At 55.0% G+C, this 18,628-nt stretch carries 14 protein-coding genes, 13 tRNA genes and 1 rRNA gene (1 of these 28 cut by a window edge); 3 read left to right on the forward strand and 25 right to left on the reverse strand.

Features of this window, described 5'->3' with window-relative positions; genetic code table 11:
* Positions 1-71: 71 nt before the first annotated feature.
* Both Q7F15_RS16475 and Q7F15_RS16480 read right to left on the reverse strand, forming a co-directional pair.
* Positions 72-2,357 carry a nitric-oxide reductase large subunit gene (locus Q7F15_RS16475; RefSeq protein ID WP_230077812.1) on the reverse strand — a complete coding sequence of 762 codons (2,286 nt, stop codon included), beginning with the start codon at positions 2,355-2,357 and terminating at the stop codon, positions 72-74.
* A 2-nt stretch (positions 2,358-2,359) separates the two neighbouring features.
* Positions 2,360-3,481: a TIGR04053 family radical SAM/SPASM domain-containing protein gene (locus tag Q7F15_RS16480; RefSeq protein WP_304414686.1), complete on the reverse strand. Its 1,122-nt coding sequence runs from the start codon at positions 3,479-3,481 to the stop codon at positions 2,360-2,362.
* Between the two features lie 306 nt (positions 3,482-3,787).
* On the opposite strand from Q7F15_RS16480, the gene Q7F15_RS16485 reads away from it, so the two are divergent.
* Entirely contained in the window at positions 3,788-4,483 is a 696-nt protein-coding gene (locus Q7F15_RS16485; protein WP_212133186.1) for a Crp/Fnr family transcriptional regulator, read from the forward strand.
* Between the two features lie 115 nt (positions 4,484-4,598).
* Here the strand turns inward: Q7F15_RS16485 and Q7F15_RS16490 are convergent, their stop codons facing one another.
* The 6 genes from Q7F15_RS16490 to lpdD all read right to left on the reverse strand — a co-directional run bounded on the left by Q7F15_RS16490 (position 4,599) and on the right by lpdD (position 13,203).
* A complete protein-coding gene (locus Q7F15_RS16490; protein WP_171566563.1) occupies positions 4,599-6,119 on the reverse strand; it encodes a nitrate/nitrite transporter in 1,521 nt (506 codons plus the stop codon).
* 23 nt (positions 6,120-6,142) lie between these two features.
* Positions 6,143-6,847 (reverse strand): respiratory nitrate reductase subunit gamma, encoded by a 705-nt coding sequence (narI, locus tag Q7F15_RS16495; protein WP_171566624.1) that lies wholly within the window; start codon positions 6,845-6,847, stop codon positions 6,143-6,145.
* 5 nt (positions 6,848-6,852) lie between these two features.
* Positions 6,853-7,425 (reverse strand): nitrate reductase molybdenum cofactor assembly chaperone, encoded by a 573-nt coding sequence (narJ, locus tag Q7F15_RS16500; RefSeq protein WP_212133185.1) that lies wholly within the window; start codon positions 7,423-7,425, stop codon positions 6,853-6,855.
* Positions 7,426-7,450: 25 nt separating this feature from the next.
* The gene (gene narH / locus Q7F15_RS16505) at positions 7,451-8,920 is read right to left on the reverse strand and encodes a nitrate reductase subunit beta (protein ID WP_171566561.1); all 1,470 of its coding nucleotides are present in this window, start codon (positions 8,918-8,920) and stop codon (positions 7,451-7,453) included.
* Positions 8,910-12,596, reverse strand: a complete 3,687-nt coding sequence (locus tag Q7F15_RS16510; RefSeq protein WP_304415543.1) for a nitrate reductase subunit alpha — start codon at positions 12,594-12,596, stop codon at positions 8,910-8,912. The genes narH and Q7F15_RS16510 overlap by 11 nt, the downstream gene beginning before the upstream one ends.
* Positions 12,597-12,852: 256 nt before the next feature.
* Positions 12,853-13,203, reverse strand: coding sequence for a prenylated flavin chaperone LpdD (gene lpdD / locus Q7F15_RS16515; RefSeq protein ID WP_304414687.1), 351 nt, complete (start codon positions 13,201-13,203; stop codon positions 12,853-12,855).
* A gap of 329 nt (positions 13,204-13,532) precedes the next feature.
* Here lpdD and Q7F15_RS16520 point away from each other — a divergent pair, with 329 nt between their 5' ends.
* Complete coding sequence (locus Q7F15_RS16520; protein WP_304414688.1) at positions 13,533-14,246, forward strand: Crp/Fnr family transcriptional regulator; 714 nt, start codon at positions 13,533-13,535, stop codon at positions 14,244-14,246.
* Between the two features lie 80 nt (positions 14,247-14,326).
* A complete protein-coding gene (locus Q7F15_RS16525) occupies positions 14,327-14,716 on the forward strand; it encodes a DUF488 domain-containing protein (protein WP_171566558.1) in 390 nt (129 codons plus the stop codon).
* Between the two features lie 74 nt (positions 14,717-14,790).
* On the opposite strand, the gene Q7F15_RS16530 is transcribed toward Q7F15_RS16525, so the two are convergent.
* The 17 genes from Q7F15_RS16530 to Q7F15_RS16610 form a co-directional block, all read right to left on the reverse strand.
* Positions 14,791-15,348: a hemerythrin domain-containing protein gene (locus tag Q7F15_RS16530; RefSeq protein WP_171566557.1), complete on the reverse strand. Its 558-nt coding sequence runs from the start codon at positions 15,346-15,348 to the stop codon at positions 14,791-14,793.
* Positions 15,349-15,494: 146 nt separating this feature from the next.
* Positions 15,495-16,217: a YwiC-like family protein gene (locus Q7F15_RS16535; RefSeq protein ID WP_171566556.1), complete on the reverse strand. Its 723-nt coding sequence runs from the start codon at positions 16,215-16,217 to the stop codon at positions 15,495-15,497.
* A gap of 58 nt (positions 16,218-16,275) precedes the next feature.
* On the reverse strand, positions 16,276-16,977 hold the full coding sequence (gene ric, locus Q7F15_RS16540; RefSeq protein ID WP_171566555.1) for an iron-sulfur cluster repair di-iron protein: 702 nt from the start codon (positions 16,975-16,977) through the stop codon (positions 16,276-16,278).
* 179 nt (positions 16,978-17,156) lie between these two features.
* Positions 17,157-17,239 (reverse strand) — tRNA-Leu (locus Q7F15_RS16545).
* Positions 17,240-17,246: 7 nt separating this feature from the next.
* Positions 17,247-17,321 (reverse strand) — tRNA-Cys (locus tag Q7F15_RS16550).
* Positions 17,322-17,389: 68 nt separating this feature from the next.
* Positions 17,390-17,465 (reverse strand) — tRNA-Gly (locus tag Q7F15_RS16555).
* A 5-nt stretch (positions 17,466-17,470) separates the two neighbouring features.
* A tRNA-Gln gene (locus tag Q7F15_RS16560) sits at positions 17,471-17,545 on the reverse strand.
* Positions 17,546-17,560: 15 nt separating this feature from the next.
* A tRNA-His gene (locus Q7F15_RS16565) sits at positions 17,561-17,636 on the reverse strand.
* Positions 17,637-17,643: 7 nt separating this feature from the next.
* Positions 17,644-17,717: transfer RNA gene (locus tag Q7F15_RS16570), tRNA-Trp, on the reverse strand.
* A 5-nt stretch (positions 17,718-17,722) separates the two neighbouring features.
* Positions 17,723-17,798: transfer RNA gene (locus Q7F15_RS16575), tRNA-Phe, on the reverse strand.
* A 15-nt stretch (positions 17,799-17,813) separates the two neighbouring features.
* Positions 17,814-17,890, reverse strand: a tRNA-Asp gene (locus tag Q7F15_RS16580).
* A gap of 5 nt (positions 17,891-17,895) precedes the next feature.
* Positions 17,896-17,972 (reverse strand) — tRNA-Met (locus Q7F15_RS16585).
* A gap of 21 nt (positions 17,973-17,993) precedes the next feature.
* Positions 17,994-18,069 (reverse strand) — tRNA-Val (locus Q7F15_RS16590).
* Positions 18,070-18,141: 72 nt separating this feature from the next.
* Positions 18,142-18,218: transfer RNA gene (locus Q7F15_RS16595), tRNA-Glu, on the reverse strand.
* Between the two features lie 4 nt (positions 18,219-18,222).
* A tRNA-Ser gene (locus tag Q7F15_RS16600) sits at positions 18,223-18,315 on the reverse strand.
* A 7-nt stretch (positions 18,316-18,322) separates the two neighbouring features.
* Positions 18,323-18,398 (reverse strand) — tRNA-Asn (locus Q7F15_RS16605).
* Positions 18,399-18,455: 57 nt separating this feature from the next.
* Positions 18,456-18,628 (reverse strand): 23S ribosomal RNA (locus Q7F15_RS16610) (it continues 2,756 nt past the right edge of the window).

Genomic DNA, 18,628 nt, shown 5'->3' on the forward strand with positions numbered 1-18,628 from the left:
CTCCTCCATATCGTGTCATACCGCAGAACTGGACCGGCGGCTATCCATTCCGCCGCGTCCAGTCGGTTTCGCTATATATGCATGTTGTTTTGAGCGGCGTGAGTCGTATCAGACACGAACGATTTTCCCGTCTTCAAACCGATGACAAACCAGGCCAGACCGACGATCCCCAAGGCGAATATCGTATCGCCCACGGCTCGGAACCACACCAGGTTTTGAATGACATTTTGCTGCAGAAATTCAGCCGAACGCGCGTACCACATACCGTGTTCCATGCTGGCCAGCGTTTGCAGGATGCCCACCGGCAGCAGGCTCGTTACGCCCATGAGGAGCAGTCCGATGTTTAGCGACCAGAACGAAAAGCGGAGCAATTTGGTCTTCCATGGTCTTTGTCCGGTCAACCCGCGCAGGCAAAACAGCATCAGCCCGATGCCGAGCATCCCGTACACCCCGAAAAACGCCGAATGGCCGTGCAGCGGTGTCGTATTCAGCCCCTGCATGTAGTACAGGGCGATCGGCGGATTGATCAGGAAGCCGAAGATGCCGGCGCCCAGCAGGTTCCAGAACGAAACGGCGACAAAAAAGGCAATTGGCCATTTGTACCGCTCCACCCACGGCTTCGCTCTCCCGTGCTTCACATTTTCATACGCTTCAAAGCCGATCAGCAGCAGTGGAACGACTTCCAGAGCGCTGAACACTGCGCCAAACGCCAATACCCCTACCGGTGTGCCGGAAAAATACAGATGGTGGAACGTGCCGATAATTCCCCCAAAGAGAAAGATGATCGTCGAGAAGAGAACAGATGCAGTCGTTGTTGCCGCTCGAACCAATCCCATCCGCAAGAAGAGGAAGGCAATGACGACCGCGGCGAACACCTCGAAAAAGCCTTCCACCCAAAGGTGGACGATCCACCAGCGCCAGTACGTCGATATCGACAGATGCGTGTGTTGTCCCCACATCAAACCGGGAATGTAAAACACCGGAATGGCGACCGACGCAAGCAGAAACAAGGTCAGCAAATGGCGGTTTTCACTCTTTTTCTTCAGCGCCGGCCAAATCGAGCGCGCCATTAGATAAAACCACAGGAACAACCCGACCGTCAGGAAAATTTGCCATGCCCTTCCCAGATCGACATATTCGTAGCCCTGGTGCCCGAAGTAAAAATTGTGGGTCAGATTGCTGATATATCCTTTGACGGCCGCCCATTCCCCGGCCATGGAGCCAACGACAATCACCAACAAACAGAAGAACAAAAAGTTGACGCCGAGACGCTGGTATTTCGGTTCGTATCCGGACATCGCCGGCCCGATGTACAGACCGGTCGCAAGCCACGCCGTCGCAATCCAGAAGACTGCCAGCTGCTGGTGCCATGTCCGCGTGACGGAGTAAGGCAGCCAATCGGCGAGGGGAATGCCGTACAAGCCGTCGCCTTCCACCGCGTAATGCGCAGTAATGATGCCCAATCCCACCTGCACGACGATCAGTGCGGTCACGACCCCGAAATATTTGTACGTCGCTTTCATGGACGGTGTCGGCTGAATCGCGATGAGCGGGTCTTTTTCGGGAGCCGTCGCTTCTGAATGCCCTTCTTTTCCTCGCAATACCGCAAAATACCAGGCCAATGCGCCCACGCCGGCGATCAGCAAAATCACGCTCACGATCGACCAAATCAGCGAAGAGCGCGTCGGCACATTGTCGATCAACGGCTCGCCCGGCCAGTTGTTCGTGTAGGTGATGTCCATCCCTTCGCGGTTGGTGGACGCAGACCAGGACGTCCAGAAGAAGAACGCCGACAGTTTCGCGCGGTCTTCAGCGCTGGCGACCGTATTGGGGGGTATGGCGATTTGCTTGCGGTATTTGGCCATCTCCGGGTCGTCGCCGAATACTTTGTCGTAATAAGCGCTTACCTCCCGGATCGCCTCCGCTCTCGTTTCGGAAACAACGATTTCATTTGTTTCGCGATGATAGGTATTTGTCCGTATTTCCTGTTTCAACAATGTTTTCAATTCCGCCTGCTGCACATCGGAGAGCTTGCTGTAATCCGTTTGGTACCTGTCGTTCGCCCATTTGTCGAGAATCCACGTCAGTTCGCGATGCAGCCAGTCCGCCGTCCAGTCCGGAGCCACATAAGACCCGTGTCCCCATATGCTGCCGACCTCCTGGCCGCCCATGCGCTGCCATATGTTTTGCCCTTCGCGGATATCGTCTCCGGTGAATACGACTTTTCCGGTATTCGTCACGACACGGTCCGGAACAGGCGGCATCTCCTGATAAATTTCCCCGCCGTAATACAGAAGGACCGCAAAAGACGCGGCAAACACGAGCGCAAGTACAATCCACAGTTTTTTATATTGCATGTTCATTCACCTCCATCACACGTGTCTTGCTCACAGGCATCCCACCCTTTTGGCACGTAGGCGCAATACGGGTCGCTGGCCAAATAATCCCCGGTGACTGCATAGGCCCGGGCCCTCGAACCGCCGCAAACTTGTTTAAACTCGCAAACGCCGCATTTCCCTTTTAACAGCGACTTGTCGCGCAATTGCTTCATGATCGGTGAATGCCGGTAAATATCGGCGAGCGGACGTTCCCTGACATTACCGCATACCAACGGAAGAAATCCGCTTGGATACACCTCTCCGATATGGCTGATAAACACAAAGCCGTCGCCGTCATTCACGCCTTTCGGGGCGCGGCCGAGCACATCTTTCCGTTTTGTCCCGGCCTCGGCCGCAACCATGCCGAGACGGCCGGTTTCCTGCAATAACACCCTCCGGTAATGGGGTGCTTCCGTCGTTTTCACCCCGTACGGCATCCTTTGTTGAACGTGCACGAGCCATTTCATCACCTCTTCGTGCTGTTCCGGCGTGATCATGTCTTGTATCATCCCGCGCCCCGTCGGCACGAGGAAAAAGACGCTCCACAGCACGGCATCCATGTCCCTGACTTTTTCTGCAATGGCCTCAAGATCGTGCAGGTTATACGTTGACACGGTGGTGTTCACCTGAATCGGAATGTTCAGTTCCTTTAAATAGTGAATGCCCCTCATAGTGCGTTCGTAGGAACCCTTTGTTCCGCGAAAGTGATCGTGAATGTCCGCACACGAGCCGTCCAGGCTGAAAGCCCAACGCGACAATCCCACTTCCTTTGCTTTCCGTATCGCCTCCCGCGTCACTTTTGGCGTAGCGCTCGGCGTCATCGAAACGGACAGCTTCTTTTCCTGGATGGCGTATCGGGCGAGATCGAACAGATCGGGACGCATTAACGGATCACCGCCCGTAAACACAACGAGCGGACTGTCCATCTCGGCAATGTCGTCGATCAACTTGATCCCTTCCTCGAAGGTAAGCTGCCGCGGATCCGCTTTATACTGTGCTTCCGCCCTGCAGTGCAGGCATTTCAACGCGCAGGCGCGGGTCACTTCCCAGATGACGATAAACGGATTCTCGTGATAATCCCTTTCTTTCCCTGGAGGCAACATACACTCCCTCCTCTTCCCAAAATACGCCGGCGACAGTTTTATCCTAAGGCAAAATAAAACGCCGAAACGTGAGGCCCATCACATCTCCCGAACTGTTCAACACTTTTTCACAGTTTGCAACAAACGGCTTGAATCCGGCCGCTGGTGACGAAATATCCGGCGGCAAACGTTCATGATTCTGTAGAATTCTGCAGGGTGCCTTTAGGTCGGGACATCCCCATTTCAGGTAAAATATAGAATAAGGCGGGTGCGGAATAAGGCGAGTGTTACTGCCCGAAATACAACGCTGATGGAGGAAAGAATGCGATGCAAAAGCAAGTGATGTCCGCGTTTCTCAGGCAGGTCCCCATGTTCCATGATCTGAGCGATCAAGAAATGGAACGGGTAGCAGAAATCGCGATATCCCGCTTTATTCCCAAAAAGTCCGTCATTTTTTCGGAAGGAAGCGAGAAGGAAGCCGTCTACTTTATCCAAGAAGGATTGGTAAAAACCTTTAAAACGGACGAAAACGGGCACGAGCAAATTGTCTCATTGTTAAAACCTGTGGACATGTTTCCGCACACCGGCTTTTTCAATCAGAATCCGTACCCGGCGACGGCGGAAGCGATCATTGATACGCATCTGGTGGCGATTCCCGTCCGTTTGTTCGAACGCTTGATGCTGAACACTCCATCGATTGCCGTCAAGATGATGCGCGTCATGGGGGATAAAATCGTGGAACTGCAAGAAAAGCTGCAATCGCTGTCCGGACAGCACGTCAAACATCGTGTGCTGTCATTCCTGCTGAAGCTCGCAGAACAGCATGGAGAAGTAAACGGAAACAGCATTACGATCAACCTGCCGATGACTCACCAGGAGATTGCCAGCTCGATCGGCACCACCCGGGAAAGCGTCAATCGGCTGCTGAATCAGTTCAGCAAGGAATCGCTGTTGAAGTTCGAGCGCAATCGCATCGTAATTATGGACCTGGAGGCGCTGAAGCGGCAAAAAGAGCTGAAGTAGCCTCCAGACGCTCCTGGCCGCCCAGGACCAGAAAAGCCCCGAAACGCGATGGTTTCGGGGCTTCAGACTGAAGACGGGGTGAAAGGCCTGCACAGTGATCCACCGAACCGCGGGTCTATCCTGTGTTGCCGGTCGGTTCGCCTGCCTTGCCGATGTCGCTGAACATGCCCGCGTAGTATTTGACTTCGCCGGCGTCGTTTCGGATGGCCGAGATGGTCAGCCACTCCAGATAGATCTCTCCGTTTTTGCGCTTGTTCCAAATTTGCCCCTGCCAGTGTCCTTTCTCCCGCAAGGAGCGCCACAACGCCTCGTAGAAGCTTTTGTCCTGCTTGCCCGATTTCAGGATGCTCGGCTTCCGCCCGATCGCTTCCTCCGCGCTGTAGCCGGTTACAGCCGTAAACGCCGGATTGACGGAACGAATGATGCCGTCAGTATCGGTCACCACAATCGCTTCCACTGTGTTCTCCAGAATGTTGGCCGCCAGGTGCAGCTTTTCCTGATAAAACAGCCAGATCACCAGAATCAGACTGGCCAGCGCCACCTGCGAAAGCGCCATAAACCCGATGGCATAATGCCCCGTCATGCTGTACAGCGTCGTCAAGATCAGCGGCGGGAAAAAGCCTCCCAGCCCGCCCATCGCCGAGATCATCCCGTTGGCGATCCCGGCCTGCTTGGTGAAATAGAGCGGCACCAGCTTGAAAATCGTGCCGTTGCCAATGCCCGCGCACAACGCCACGGTCAGGCAGCCGACCGTATACAAATGCATCGACGGCGAGAACGACAGCAGCACGGCGGCCACCGTCATCCCGGCAAAGACGAGCATGAGAATTTTGAACGGATTGAACCGGTCACCAAGCCAGCCCCCTACCGGCCTCATCGCCGTCGCCAGCACGATAAATCCGGCTGTCCTCATCCCCGCATCGACTTTGGTCAATTGAAAATGGCTCACCAAAAAGTTGGGCAAATACACGGTAAAAGCGACAAACGAACCGAACGTTAAGAAATAGAACAGGCAGAGCAGCCACAGCTTCTCATTGCGCGAGACATCCTTGATCTGCTGGCCAAGCGGCGTCTTGACCGGCGTCTCCTGCCGGTCGCCAAGCACGAAGTTGAGGCCAGCCATTGCCAGCAGCAGAATACCGTAGCTCATCACCGTGTTGGACCAGCCAATATAGCTGGCGACGACCGGTGCGCCAAACGACGAGATCGCCGTTCCCAGATTGCCGATGCCGTAGATGCCGTTGACGAAGCCGTGCCGTTCCTTGGGAAAGTATTTGGGCAGCGAGGTGACACCAACCGAGAACACCGCGCCGCCGATCCCGAGCAGGATGCCGCCAATGACGAGGTCGGCAAACGAATCAGCCCGGCTGATCCAGTACACGGGGGCGAGCAGCAGCACGAAGCTGATCATGAACAGCTTGCGGGCCCCATAACGGTTCGTCCAGTACCCGACGGGAATGCGCAGGACTGACCCGAACAAGACCGGTATAGCCGTCACCCAGGCCAGCTGGGCGCTGGTCAATGCGATTTCTTCCTTAATGAAAGGCATCAGTGACGACAAAATCACCCACACCATGAAACCAACGACGAGGCTGATCGTCTGCAGCGGCAGTTGATAAGCTCCCTTGCTCCCCATCTTTCCATGGCCTCCTTCCTGTTCTACCGGTCATAAAGCGCGGCTTCGGCCCCCGCTTCACCTCTGCGCCGATACAGCACGTAGCTGCGCCGCAAATACCCGAGCGGCAAGCTGAACACATGTACAAGGCGCGTGAACGGCATGACGAGATAGAGCACAAACGTGGTCAAAATATGAATCTTGAAGCCAAGCGGCACCGTCCGCATCAGTTCGGGGTCCGGTTGGAAGACGAACAAGCCGCGCAGCCATGGATTGATCGTCGTCCGGTAATCAAAGCCGGAGTGGCTTACCGCATTTGCCGCCGTTGCCGCGAGGCCGCTGAGAATGACGATCGCCAGCACCACGAGCGCGATCTTGTCGCCGGCGCTGCTCGTCAGCCGGATGCGGGCGACGGCGAACCGGCGGTACAGCAGGATCAGCACGCCGATGAACGTAATGATGCCCGCCGGCAAGCCGCCGACGATCGCAACCAGGTGATACGCCTCGTCGCTGATCCCCAAAGAGCGGTACACGGAGACGGGAACGAGCAATCCGGCGATGTGGCCGCAGAACACGGCGATGAGGCCATAATGGAAAAACAGGCTGCCCCATCGCAGAATCCGCTTCTCCAGCACCTCGCTGGACTTGGATGTCCAGCCGAACGGATCCGTCACATAACGCCAGATGATCGCCGTGATAAAGATCGCCGCAATGATATAGGGCAAGACACCCCATACGAACAGCTCCATCTTGCTCAATTGTCTCCCCTCCCTGTCAGCGTCGGTTCCGCTGCAAGCTCCGCAGGCGCCTCGGGGACAATCTGCAGCAGCAGCTCAAACAGTCCTGTATACGGACTCCCCGCTTCTGCCAGCGAAAGCCGGATCGAGTGCAGCGCAGGCCGGCTCCAGGCCAGCACCTCCTGCGCCGCCGACCAGGATGCCGATGCCGCAAACTCCAGTACAAGCGGCAAGTAATCAGCCAGCTCGCCGTCCTCCAGGATGAAGCCGGCTTCGGCGTAGCGGCGCTTCCATGCCAGCAGCGCCGCGCCCCGCTCCCGTTCCTCTCCGTGCTGCTCATACGTCAGATACAAATTCGTCGTTCTGCCGAAATCAAAGGTGCGCACATATTGCTCCTGCCATGCGATCTCGCCTGCCGATTCGGCTGCATTCAGGAATGCTTCGATGTGTCTGGCCGCCTCCGCGTCGGCAGCCGCGATCTCTGCCGCCATCTCGCGGGCCGCAGGCAGATGCTGCCGCCACTCGCTGCTCGGATACTCCAGCAGCCGCGACAGCAGGCCGCACACGCGCTGTGATGTTCCGATATCCATACGAGCCGTCTCCTCTCCAATCAAATCAAAATACGCCGCACGAGCCGGGACCGCCAGCAAAACTCAGTCCGCATCCGCCCTGCTCATGGAACAGATCGGCCACCTGTTCGCGATGCGCCGGCGGGATGACAAAACGGTCATCGTACTTGGCGATTGCCAGCAGACGATACATATCCTCGACGGTCTGCTCATCCATCCCGATTTCGCTCAGCAGTGCCGGATCAGTCGCTCTCTGGGTCTGCTGGTTCCGCATATACATGCGCATCACCGCCATCTTGCGCAAAACGTTTCGAATCACCTCGACGTCACCTGCAGTGAGCAGGTTGGCCAAATATTCAAGCGGAATCCGCATCCCGTCGATCGCCGGAAAAATATCGTATGGATCGCGTTCGCTTCCTATCCCTTCGATTCGGTTCATGATCGGGCTGAGCGGCGGCACGTACCACACCATCGGCAGCGTCCGGTATTCCGGGTGCAGCGGCAGTGCGATGCCCCAGTCCATGACCATTTTATAGATCGGCGATCTTTGCGCCGCCAAAATCCAATCTTCCGGGATGCCTGCCCTCCGCGCTTCCCTGATCACATCCGGGTCGTGCGGATCGAGGAAAATGCCCAACTGGGATTTGTAGAGATTTTTTTCATCCGCCACCGACGCGGCTTCCTTCACTTTGTCCGCGTCGTAGAACATCAAGCCGAGATAGCGGATGCGGCCGACGCAGGTTTCCGAGCAGATCGTCGGCATCCCGGCCTCAATCCGCGGGAAGCACAGCGTGCATTTTTCCGCCTTGTTCGTCTGCCAGTTGAAGTACACCTTTTTGTACGGGCAGCTCGATACGCAGAACCGCCACGCTCTGCAGGCATTCTGGTCGACGAGAACGATGCCGTCCTCCTCCCGCTTGTACATCGCCCCGGACGGGCAGGACGAGACGCAGGCCGGATTGATGCAGTGCTCGCAGATTCGCGGCAGGTACATCATGAACACCTGCTCGAACTCCATGAGGATCGATTCCTCGATCCCCCGCAGATTTGGGTCCTCTCGTCCTGTCTCATTCACTCCGGCCAGGTCATCCTCCCAGTTTGGTCCCCATGTCAAATCCATATATTTCCCGGTCACTTTCGATTTCGCCCTGGCCACCGGTTGATGCTTTTGTTCGGGACTGGCGGTCAATTTTTCGTAATCATAGGTCCACGGCTCGAAATAGTCGTCCAGGGTCGGCTGGTCGGGGTTGTGAAAAATGTTCAGCAGTCGCGCTGCCCGTGTTCCCGATTTCAGTTCCAGCTTGCCGTTCTTCAATTCCCATCCGCCGTTGTACCGTTCCTGATCTTCCCACTGTTTGGGATATCCGATGCCCGGCTTCGTCTCCACGTTGTTCCAGTACATGTATTCTGCCCCGGAGCGGTTTGTCCACGTGTTTTTGCACGTGACGCTGCACGTGTGGCAGCCGATGCATTTGTCCAGATTCATCACCATGCCGACCTGCGCTTTAATGTTCAAGCCAATCCACCTCCTGCAATTTCCGGATGATGACGTTCAAATCCCGTTGGTTGCCTGTTGGTCCGTAATAGTTGAACCCGTAACTGAGTTGGGCGTAACCGCCGATCATATGCGTCGGCTTGACATGGACGCGGGTCGGGCTGTTGTGCGTACCGCCGCGGGTCTCTGTAATCGGCGTTCCCGGAACGTGGATATGGCGGTCCTGAGCATGGTACATGAACGCCATCCCGCGTGGAATGCGATGTGTCACGACGGCGCGGGCCACGACGACGCCGTTGCGGTTGAAGCATTCGATCCAGTCGTTGTCGGCGATCTGCGTTTCGGTCGCATCCTCGTGGTTCAACCAGATCGTCGGCCCCCCGCGGAACAGCGTCAGCATCGGCAGCGCGTCGTAGTACATGCTGTGAACAGACCATTTGTTATGCGGCGTCAGGTAGTTCAGGACAATTTCCTTGCCGTCCTTGACCGGCCGCTTGCTGTTTGGATGAAACGGCGCATGTTTGAGGGTCGGCTTGAATGTCGCCAATGTCTCGCCGAATTCGCGCAGCATTTCATGGTCGATGTAAAACTGCTGTCTCCCGGTTAACGTTCGCCACGGAATAAGCCGCTCCACATTGGTGGTGAACGGCGAATAGCGGCGTCCGCCTTTTTCCGAACCGCTGAACGCGGGGGAGGTGATGACCGTTTTCGGCCTTGCGGTGATCTCCTCAAACGTGAAACATTCTTCCTCCCGTTCTTCCGCCAAATCTTTCAGGTGCAGCGCCGTTTTCTTCTCCAGCGCTTCCCATGCCTTGACCGCCATTTTTCCGTTTGCGGTCGAAGAAAGCGTGAGAATGGCCTCGGCCACATTCCGGTCCGTACTCAAATCGGGACATCCCGTCGCAACCCCGTTTCCTCTCCGGACGCCAAGCACGCGCTTTAATCGGTCGTATTCGTCCGACGCGGACCAGACAATGCCTTTTATGCCAAACGGTTTGTTTTCTACCAGCGGGCCGAGGGAGATCATTTTTTCGTACACGGACGCATAATCCCGCTCGACGACGTGAACGTGCGGCATCGTTTTCCCCGGAACCGGCTCGCATTGTCCCTTGCTCCAATCACGCACGAGCCCGTACGGCTGCGCCAGTTCATCCGGCGAATCGTGAAGGAGCGGCGTGGTGACGATATCGTTTTGCGGCCCGTCGAACTGCCGGGCGGCCATCGTCGAAAAAGCGCGCGCCAGTTCCTTGAACGTCTCCCAGTCCGAACGCGATTCCCATTGGGGGGACACGGCCGGATTGAACGGATGAATAAACGGATGCATGTCGGTGCTGCTCAAATCGCTCTTCTCATACCAGGTCGCGGCAGGCAGCACGATGTCCGAATACAGCGCCGTGCCAGCCATCCGGAAATCAAGGTTGACGAGCAAATCCAGTTTGCCTTCCGGCGCATTCTCCTTCCACTCGATTTCCTGGGGACGCAGCCCGATGTTGTCCTCGTTCAGCAGCCCGTTTGAGGTGCCCAGCAAATGTTTGAGAAAATATTCGTGCCCTTTGCCGGAACTGGAAATCAGGTTGGCTCTCCATACAAACAGGACACGCGGAAAATTAGCCGGGTCATCCGGATTCTCGATGGAAAACTTCAAGGTTCGATTTTTCAGCTGTTCGGCGACATAAGCGGCGATCTCTTCCCTGGTGCGGGCACCCGCTCGCTCTGCATCCCGGTACAGTTCCAGCGAATTGCGGCTGAACTGGGGATAGGATGGCAGCCAACCAAGCCTTACTGCCAGCACGTTATAGTCGGCGCTGTGCTCGTATCTGGCTTTCCCCGCCAGCGGTGACACCAGACTCTCGATCTGAGTATCTTCATAGCGCCATTGGTCGGTCGCGAAGTAGAAAAAGGACGTCCCGTTTTGCAGACGCGGCGGCAAGGACCAGTCCCTGGCAAAGGCGATCGTCTGCCAGCCTTCCGCGGGGCGCAGCTTCTCCTGGCCGACGTAGTGCGCCCAGCCACCGCCGTTGACGCCCTGACAGCCGGTCATCAGCACGAGGTTGATAATCGCCCGGTAGATGACGTCGGAATTGTACCAATGGTTAATCCCGGCGCCCAAAATAATCATCGACCGTCCCTTCGTCTCCACCGCGTTTTGCGCAAACTCGCGGGCGATTTGCACGACAGTATGGCGGTCCACGCCCGTAATTTTCTCCTGCCAGGCCGGCGTGAACGGTTGGTCGTCATCGTAGCTCTTCGGGCACGAGTCCCCCAGGTTCCGGTCGATCCCGTACTTGGCCAGCACGAGGTCGCAGACGGACGTCACGAACAGCGTTTTGCCGCCCTGTTCAATCCGCTTGACCGGTACGGCTCGCTCCATCACGTGCCGGCCGTCGTCGTCAAAATACGGGAGCTGAATCGTCAGCACTTCATCATGGACACCCAGCAGGGAAATGCGCGGGTCGATCGCGGTTCCGTTCGCGTCTTCCATGCGTAAATTCCATCGGCCCTCTTCGCCCCAGCGGAAACCGAGGCTGCCGTTGGGAACGGCGAAAGACCCGCTGTTGTCGTCGTACACCACCGTTTTCCATTGAACGTTGTTTCCCGCAGCTCCCAGGTCCTCCGCCAGCAGGAAACGGTCGGCCGTATACGCGCCGTTGTTTTCCGTAAGCAGCACCAGGTTGGGGAAATCCGTATATTGTTTGGCATACTGCAGAAAATAATCAGTCTGATTCTCGACATAAAATTCCTTCAGGATCACGTGCCCCATCGCCATAGCGAGCGCACCGTCCGTCCCGGGCTTGACCGACATCCACGTATCGGCCAATTTGACGAACTCCGCATAATCGGGACTGATGGAGACGACTTTCGTGCCGCGATAGCGGGCCTCAGCAAGAAAATGGGCGTCCGGCGTCCGGGTCATCGGCAGATTGGACCCCCATACGAGAATATAGCCGGAATTGAACCAATCGCTGCTTTCTGGAACATCCGTCTGATCTCCCCAAATTTGCGGCGATGCCGGCGGCAAATCGGCGTACCAGTCGTAGAAGCTGAGCAGCGGTGCACCTATGAGCGAAAGGAAGCGGGAGCCAGCCGCATAGCTGACCATGGACATCGCCGGAATCGGCGAAAACCCGATGATCCGATCCGGTCCGTACTTTTTGATCGTATGGATCATCGACGCCGAGATGATTTCCGTCACCTCATCCCAGGAGACGCGGACAAACCCGCCTTTTCCGCGGGCCGATTTATAGCGCTTCGCCTTCTTTGGATCTTCCACAATGCTGGCCCATGCCCGCACCGGGTCTTTCTCTTTGTTTTTCGCTTGTTTCCACAAGTCGAGGAGCGCGCCTCGTATGTAGGGGTACTTGACGCGCAGCGGGCTGTACAAATACCAGGAGAAGCTGGCTCCCCTCGGACATCCGCGCGGTTCAAAATCCGGCATGTCCGGACCGGTCGAGGGATAGTCCGTATGTTGCGTTTCCCACGTGACAATGCCGTCTTTGACGAATATTTGCCAGCTGCAGGAACCGGTGCAATTCACGCCATGGGTCGAACGTACGACCTTGTCGTGCTGCCACCGCCTGCGGTACATATCTTCCCAGTCCCGGTTCTCGGGGGACATTTCACTCCAGCCTTCGGAATATTGTTCCCGTTTGGAGAAGTATCTCAGTTTCTGAAACAATGGCGTTTTCTTGCCCATGATATACCTCCCTTGTTGTAGGTGCGGCGCTATGCTTTGTTCATCCCGTTGCTTCTCAATGTAGCATTCCATGTTCACTTTTCATGTGAAAAAAATCACAATATCACCGCGTTGGACGCCCGATAAACACCAGGTTTCAAAAAATCGACAAAAAGCGGACTCCTCCGTACGAAGAAGTCCGCTTTTTCCCCAGCTACGTTCATCCGCCGATTTGCGGCATACACCGGGCGGTTGGCGTATGCGCCGTCATTTTCATGCCTCATTTCTGCCCGTTGTTCCATTGATCAAGCATCTGGCTCATTTTTCTTTTCGCTTCGGCAACGACTGTTTCAATGTCCTGGCGGGACGGTTGATCCAGATGGATCCCCGCCAATACAGCGACGGTGCGGCCAAGTGTGCGGCATGCCGTCTCTGCCAGTTCGGCAGCGAGCGGTCCTTCCCGATGGCCGGGCAGAGCCAACACCTCAACTTGTACGTCCTGATCATTGGTGACGTATGCTGTTGCTGACGCCCCGATGTGGGCCGTCCCCCCGGTAACCAGGAAGACCACGTCCCTTCCCATCATGAACGGGCGAATCTCTACCATCTCAAAATGAATTGATTTATCCATAAAGCTCGACGCCTCTTCTCTTTCAGTCCTGACCTGTCCTGCACTCATCATAATAACACCGCAGTTCCGCATCACGAATGATCTTGGTCACACGCTGAAAAAAGGTTGCAGATATGTGACCAAGATCACAATAGCGGCACCTCCCTTTTTTTATGATGAAAAACGTAAAGCAAACCAGCACGTACGGGGGAATACTGAGTTGGGTATTTTGGACGAAATTTCCTCATCATGTGGTCTTGCTATGTCCTTTCGTGTTATGCTGTTCACACCACATGCGGCTCCGTTTATATATGGTGAATCGGGATTATCGAAACAGGAGGGAACCACCGATGATAAAAGCGGATCTCGCAGGGAGCATTCGGAATACGTCCTGCTTTTCAGAGGGGAATTTTGCCAAACTGAAGGAAATCATGTGCGACAACCATTTTCCTGCGGGATCGCATTTATTTTGGGAAGGGGACCCGGCGGACAAACTGTACTTTCTCCATAAAGGAAGGGTGCGCATTACCAAAGCGACTGATGACGGCAAACACTTGGTCATTTACACGCATCAGGCAGGAGATCTCTTCGGCCAAGTGGACCCTTTTCGCGAATCTGTTCATTTTTTTGGTGCGGAAATTCTTGAGGATGCTGCTGTCGGAATCATCCAGCAACAAGATCTGGAAGCGTTGCTGCTGCAGCATGGCGATCTGGCCGTAGAGTTCATGAAGTGGATCGGACTGATGAATCGGTTGACGCAATCCAAATTGCGCGATTTGATGTTGTTCGGCAAACTGGGAATTCTGTGTTCGCTGCTTATTCGTTTGGGGAATACATATGGAATCGAACAAGGCGGGCGCATCTTCATTTCCAAAAAGTTGACCAATTCGGAGTTGGCGGATATGATCGGCACGACACGGGAAAGCGTGAACCGCATCCTCGGGGATTTGAAAAAAGCGGGTGTCATTTCTTACGAAGATGGACATATTGTCATCCAGGACTTGGATTACCTGCGTGATACGTGCCAGTGTGAAAACTGCCCGAAGGAAATTTGCCGGGTCTAAAGACATTGCCATTTTACAACACAATTCACGAAAGAAGGCTGACTGTTGACCATGCTGACTGTGTGCGAGTTGATTGCCGGATGAACGCAGCGAACCGATCAACTATAAGGTTAAAACGCATTTACGAACCGCCCTCTCCGGAAGACGGCGTACGCATTCTGGTCGACCGGCTCTGGCCGCGCGGCATTTCAAAAGAGCAGGCGTCCCTCGATGAATGGATGAAAGAAATCGCTCCGAGTCCCGAATTGCGCAAGTGGTTCTGTCATCAACCGGAGCGATTTGCGGAATTTACGCGAAGATACGAACTGGAATTGTCAGAAGATCCGACCCGGTGCAGACTCGTCGATCGGATATGGGAACTCGCGTCTGAAAAAAACGTCACGCTTGTTTATGCCGCAAAAGATCCCGTCCACAACCACGCCATTGTTCTGCAGCAATGGCTGAACCGCCGCTTACATTCGGATGGGTGATACCAACAGTGCTGAACCGACTTCCTTATGGCTGCATGTGGAATGCACTCCCGGATGGCACTTGCCCTGCTTTGTCAAATGGAATCACGGCAAACCGCACGGCTGAGTTCTGCTTTTTCTTCCGCGTTCAACATGTTTTCCGCCATGGGAAACAGCACGTTTTCTTCTTTCATGAAATGATCGGTTAAGACGGCATGGGCCTGAAGCGCATAGGAAGCAATCTCTTTCGCCCGTCCGGCATCCGCCGTCCCCTCCAACTGTTCCACGGCCTCCAGGAATTTCTTCAAGTTTTGTTTGGCCAACTCGTGTTCATATTCCATCACGGCGATTGGCCCCATCTGTCTGCCAATATATTTTGCCATGAGGGGAAAGAGCGCACCTTCTTCCCGTTCCGAATGAGGGTCGAGTTCTCTCACAAAGGCTTCCACTTTTTGTTTCAGCGCTGCAAGCTGAGCGGTCCAGTCCGTTGTTTCCTGATCCGCGCCGATTTCAGCCGCCTCCCGGGCAAACGCATCCATTTGTTCCCGAAGCGGTCCGTGCTCGCGTTTCAGTTGGGCAAGCGGTTCGCACAGTGCTACCTGGGCTCGGCCTTCCGACATCATGTGGCCACAATGGTGAGGCATTTGTTCCATACAAGATGCTCCTTTCGTTTTTTATGTGCACATTTGAAACGCTCAAAACCGTATCCATGCAGGATTTAGTCTGGTTGGCAACTGGTGCAGATATGCGGCACGATTCCAGCCCCCCACAACAGCCCTGCGCATAGGAAAGGCTCATTTTATGCCACATACACGACCAACACTGTACCGGCAATCAGCACGGAATAGGCAATCTCAAGTATGCCCGTCTGTTTGACGGATAGTTTCGTGTGCGGTGACCAGACGGCCCGAACAGCCAAAACGGCCAGCGGCACCAACAACCCGGGAGGGAACCATAACGCCCCTGCGACGAGTAGAGCAAGATGGTACATGACAGAGAATCTGTAATACATCGCATTGTGCTTTTCCCGAATCATCGTCTTTACGTAAAAAACCGTTCCCGTAAAATACAGGATGCTGAATCCGAACAGCTCAGCCGCAAGCCTCCAATCGGTTCCTCCCCCCGCCTGATACGCAACAAACACCATCAGGCTGAACTGTACGACAGCGGCCAGGTCGTTGAGAAGGGCCCTTTCCTGATTGCGCCTGGCGTAATAACAATTGACGAGAAACAACGGGATGAAAAACGGAACCAACCGCGCCAGTGCCGGGTCCAATACGAGCAGCAGGAAACCGATTGGAATCAGCAAACTGCCGTATACCTGCATCGGTCTCCGGTAGATCGTGGTCTTTTTCGTCCGCAGCCACTGCAGAAAAGCGTACGAGAACAAGTAGGCGAGAAACCAGCCGAGAAAAAGCAGCACATGCAGCCAAACGGGCTTTGCCGCGAACATGCCGAATAAAAACGGAATAAGCAGCATCGCCCAGGCCCCATGTTGGTTGGGTATATATCCCTTTTTCATCCGATCCCCCTCCAGGTTCACTGGGCCTTGTCAAACGTTTTCCTCCATATCTGCAATCTTACCGTTTTACACGCGGAAATAACACATTGTTTTCCAGGTGTATGTGTTCGAACAAATCCGATTCCAGTTCTTCGAGCTTCTGAAATGTCAGGGTATACGTCCGGCATGCCCCTTCAGGCAGCCGATAATCTTGCGTGACCGCCCTCATTTCTTTTAACAGTGTGCCCACAGCGCTGTGGTCGGCTTCCAACTCCTCAATTGTATGTGCCGCCTTTGAGATGTCTGTTTCAGCGCCTGTTTGTTCAGCTTTGCGAATCAGTGGAAAGACCATTTCCTCTTCCGTGATCAGGTGCTGCTCCAGCTCCATCTTCATTTGATGGAACAGTTTGTGAAGTTGGGCCAACTCCGGATGCAGCTGACCGTGCACCCGAAGAATTTTGGTAGTAAATTCACTGAGCAGCGGCAGTTCTTTGAGCAAATAGGCATGATGGGTTTGTACGATATGGTCGATCAAATCGGATAGGCTCGCCTCCCGCCAGTCTGTATCCTGCCCCCGTTTCTCCTGTGCCTGCTGAAACATTTGATTCAAACGTGCAAGAAACGCGCTCTTGTCAATCTGTTGCTGCTCCAGCACCGCGGATAACGTGCGGCTGCCGCCGCAACAAAAATCGATCTGATATTCCCTCAACAAATTGCTGGCGCCGGGAAAACCGGCTACAATGTCACCGATCGTTTCGGAACCGTTGAATGTCTGACCCATGTTCCGGCCTCCTCGTCTAATGTAATGGCGATGCTTCTGTCTAATAGTTTACCGCTGTCGGACATTCGGCAATGTGACGCGAATCACAAAAATCGCGCTTTGTACGGTTCCATTTCAGCTGCACGCAAAAAAAGCTCTTAAGATACGGTTCGCATCTTAAGAGCTGTTTCGTTATGTAATGGTGCCGGTAGAGGGACTTGAACCCCCACGGTTTCCCTCACGATTTTGAGTCGCGCGCGTCTGCCAATTCCGCCATACCGGCACGTTTATGGAGGAGGCACCCGGATTCGAACCGGGGAATAAGGGTTTTGCAGACCCGTGCCTTACCACTTGGCTATGCCTCCATGTTCTGTTTTATTTATATTCGGCATGGGCTGACCATGTTCCGCCCAAAGCCTATCGAGGAGACAAATGGAGCGGACGACGGGTCTCGAACCCGCGACCTTCGCCTTGGCAAGGCGACGCTCTACCAATTGAGCTACGTCCGCATAAATGGCTGGGGCACTAGGATTCGAACCTAGGAATGACGGAGTCAAAGTCCGTTGCCTTACCGCTTGGCTATGCCCCAATATGAGATTAAAAATGGGGCGATCGATGGGAATCGAACCCACGAATGTCGGAGCCACAATCCGATGCGTTAGCCACTTCGCCACGACCGCCACGCAATGGCAGGGGCAGTAGGAATCGAACCCACACCAAAGGTTTTGGAGACCTTCGTTCTACCGTTAAACTATGCCCCTGTATATGGTGGCTCGGGACGGAATCGAACCGCCGACACGAGGATTTTCAGTCCTCTGCTCTACCAACTGAGCTACCGAGCCATCGCTTAACGAAAATGGCGGAGCTGACGGGACTCGAACCCGCGACCTCCGGTGTGACAGACCGGCGTGAACTCCAGCTTCACCACAGCTCCAGATTTGGTTGCGGGAGCAGGATTTGAACCTGCGACCTTCGGGTTATGAGCCCGACGAGCTACCAGACTGCTCCATCCCGCGACGATAACAATTCTACTGTAATGGTGGAGGCTGACGGGATCGAACCGCCGACCCTCTGCTTGTAAGGCAGATGCTCTCCCAGCTGAGCTAAGCCTCCACGTCACCCCGCAAAGCCGCTGTATGCTATTAAGCATATCACGTTTGCTTTGCAGGGTCCACTTCATTTAGATGGTGACCCGTAGGGGATTCGAACCCCTGAATGACAGCGTGAAAGGCTGCTGTGTTAAACCTCTTCACCAACGGGCCATGATGGCGGATGGAGTGGGATTTGAACCCACGAGACGAGTTATCCCCGCCTACACGATTTCCAATCGTGCTCCTTCGGCCTCTCGGACATCCATCCGGGATAATGGCTCCTCGGGAGGGACTCGAACCCCCGACCGATCGGTTAACAGCCGATTGCTCTACCGACTGAGCTACCGAGGAACGTTGAAGACTTCGCGCCTTCAAAACTGGATATGCATGGTGCAAAGGATCATTGGAGTGGATAAGTCCTCGACCGATTAGTATTCGTCAGCTCCACGCGTTGCCGCGCTTCCACACCGAACCTATCAACCTCATCGTCTTTGAGGGGTCTTACCAGCTTGACGCTGTGGGAAGTCTCATCTTGGAGGGGGCTTCACGCTTAGATGCTTTCAGCGCTTATCCCGTCCGCA

Origin of the sequence: Brevibacillus aydinogluensis, from assembly GCF_961514395.1 — a bacterium.
In the GTDB taxonomy this organism is placed as follows: Bacteria; Bacillota; Bacilli; order Brevibacillales; family Brevibacillaceae; genus Brevibacillus; species Brevibacillus aydinogluensis.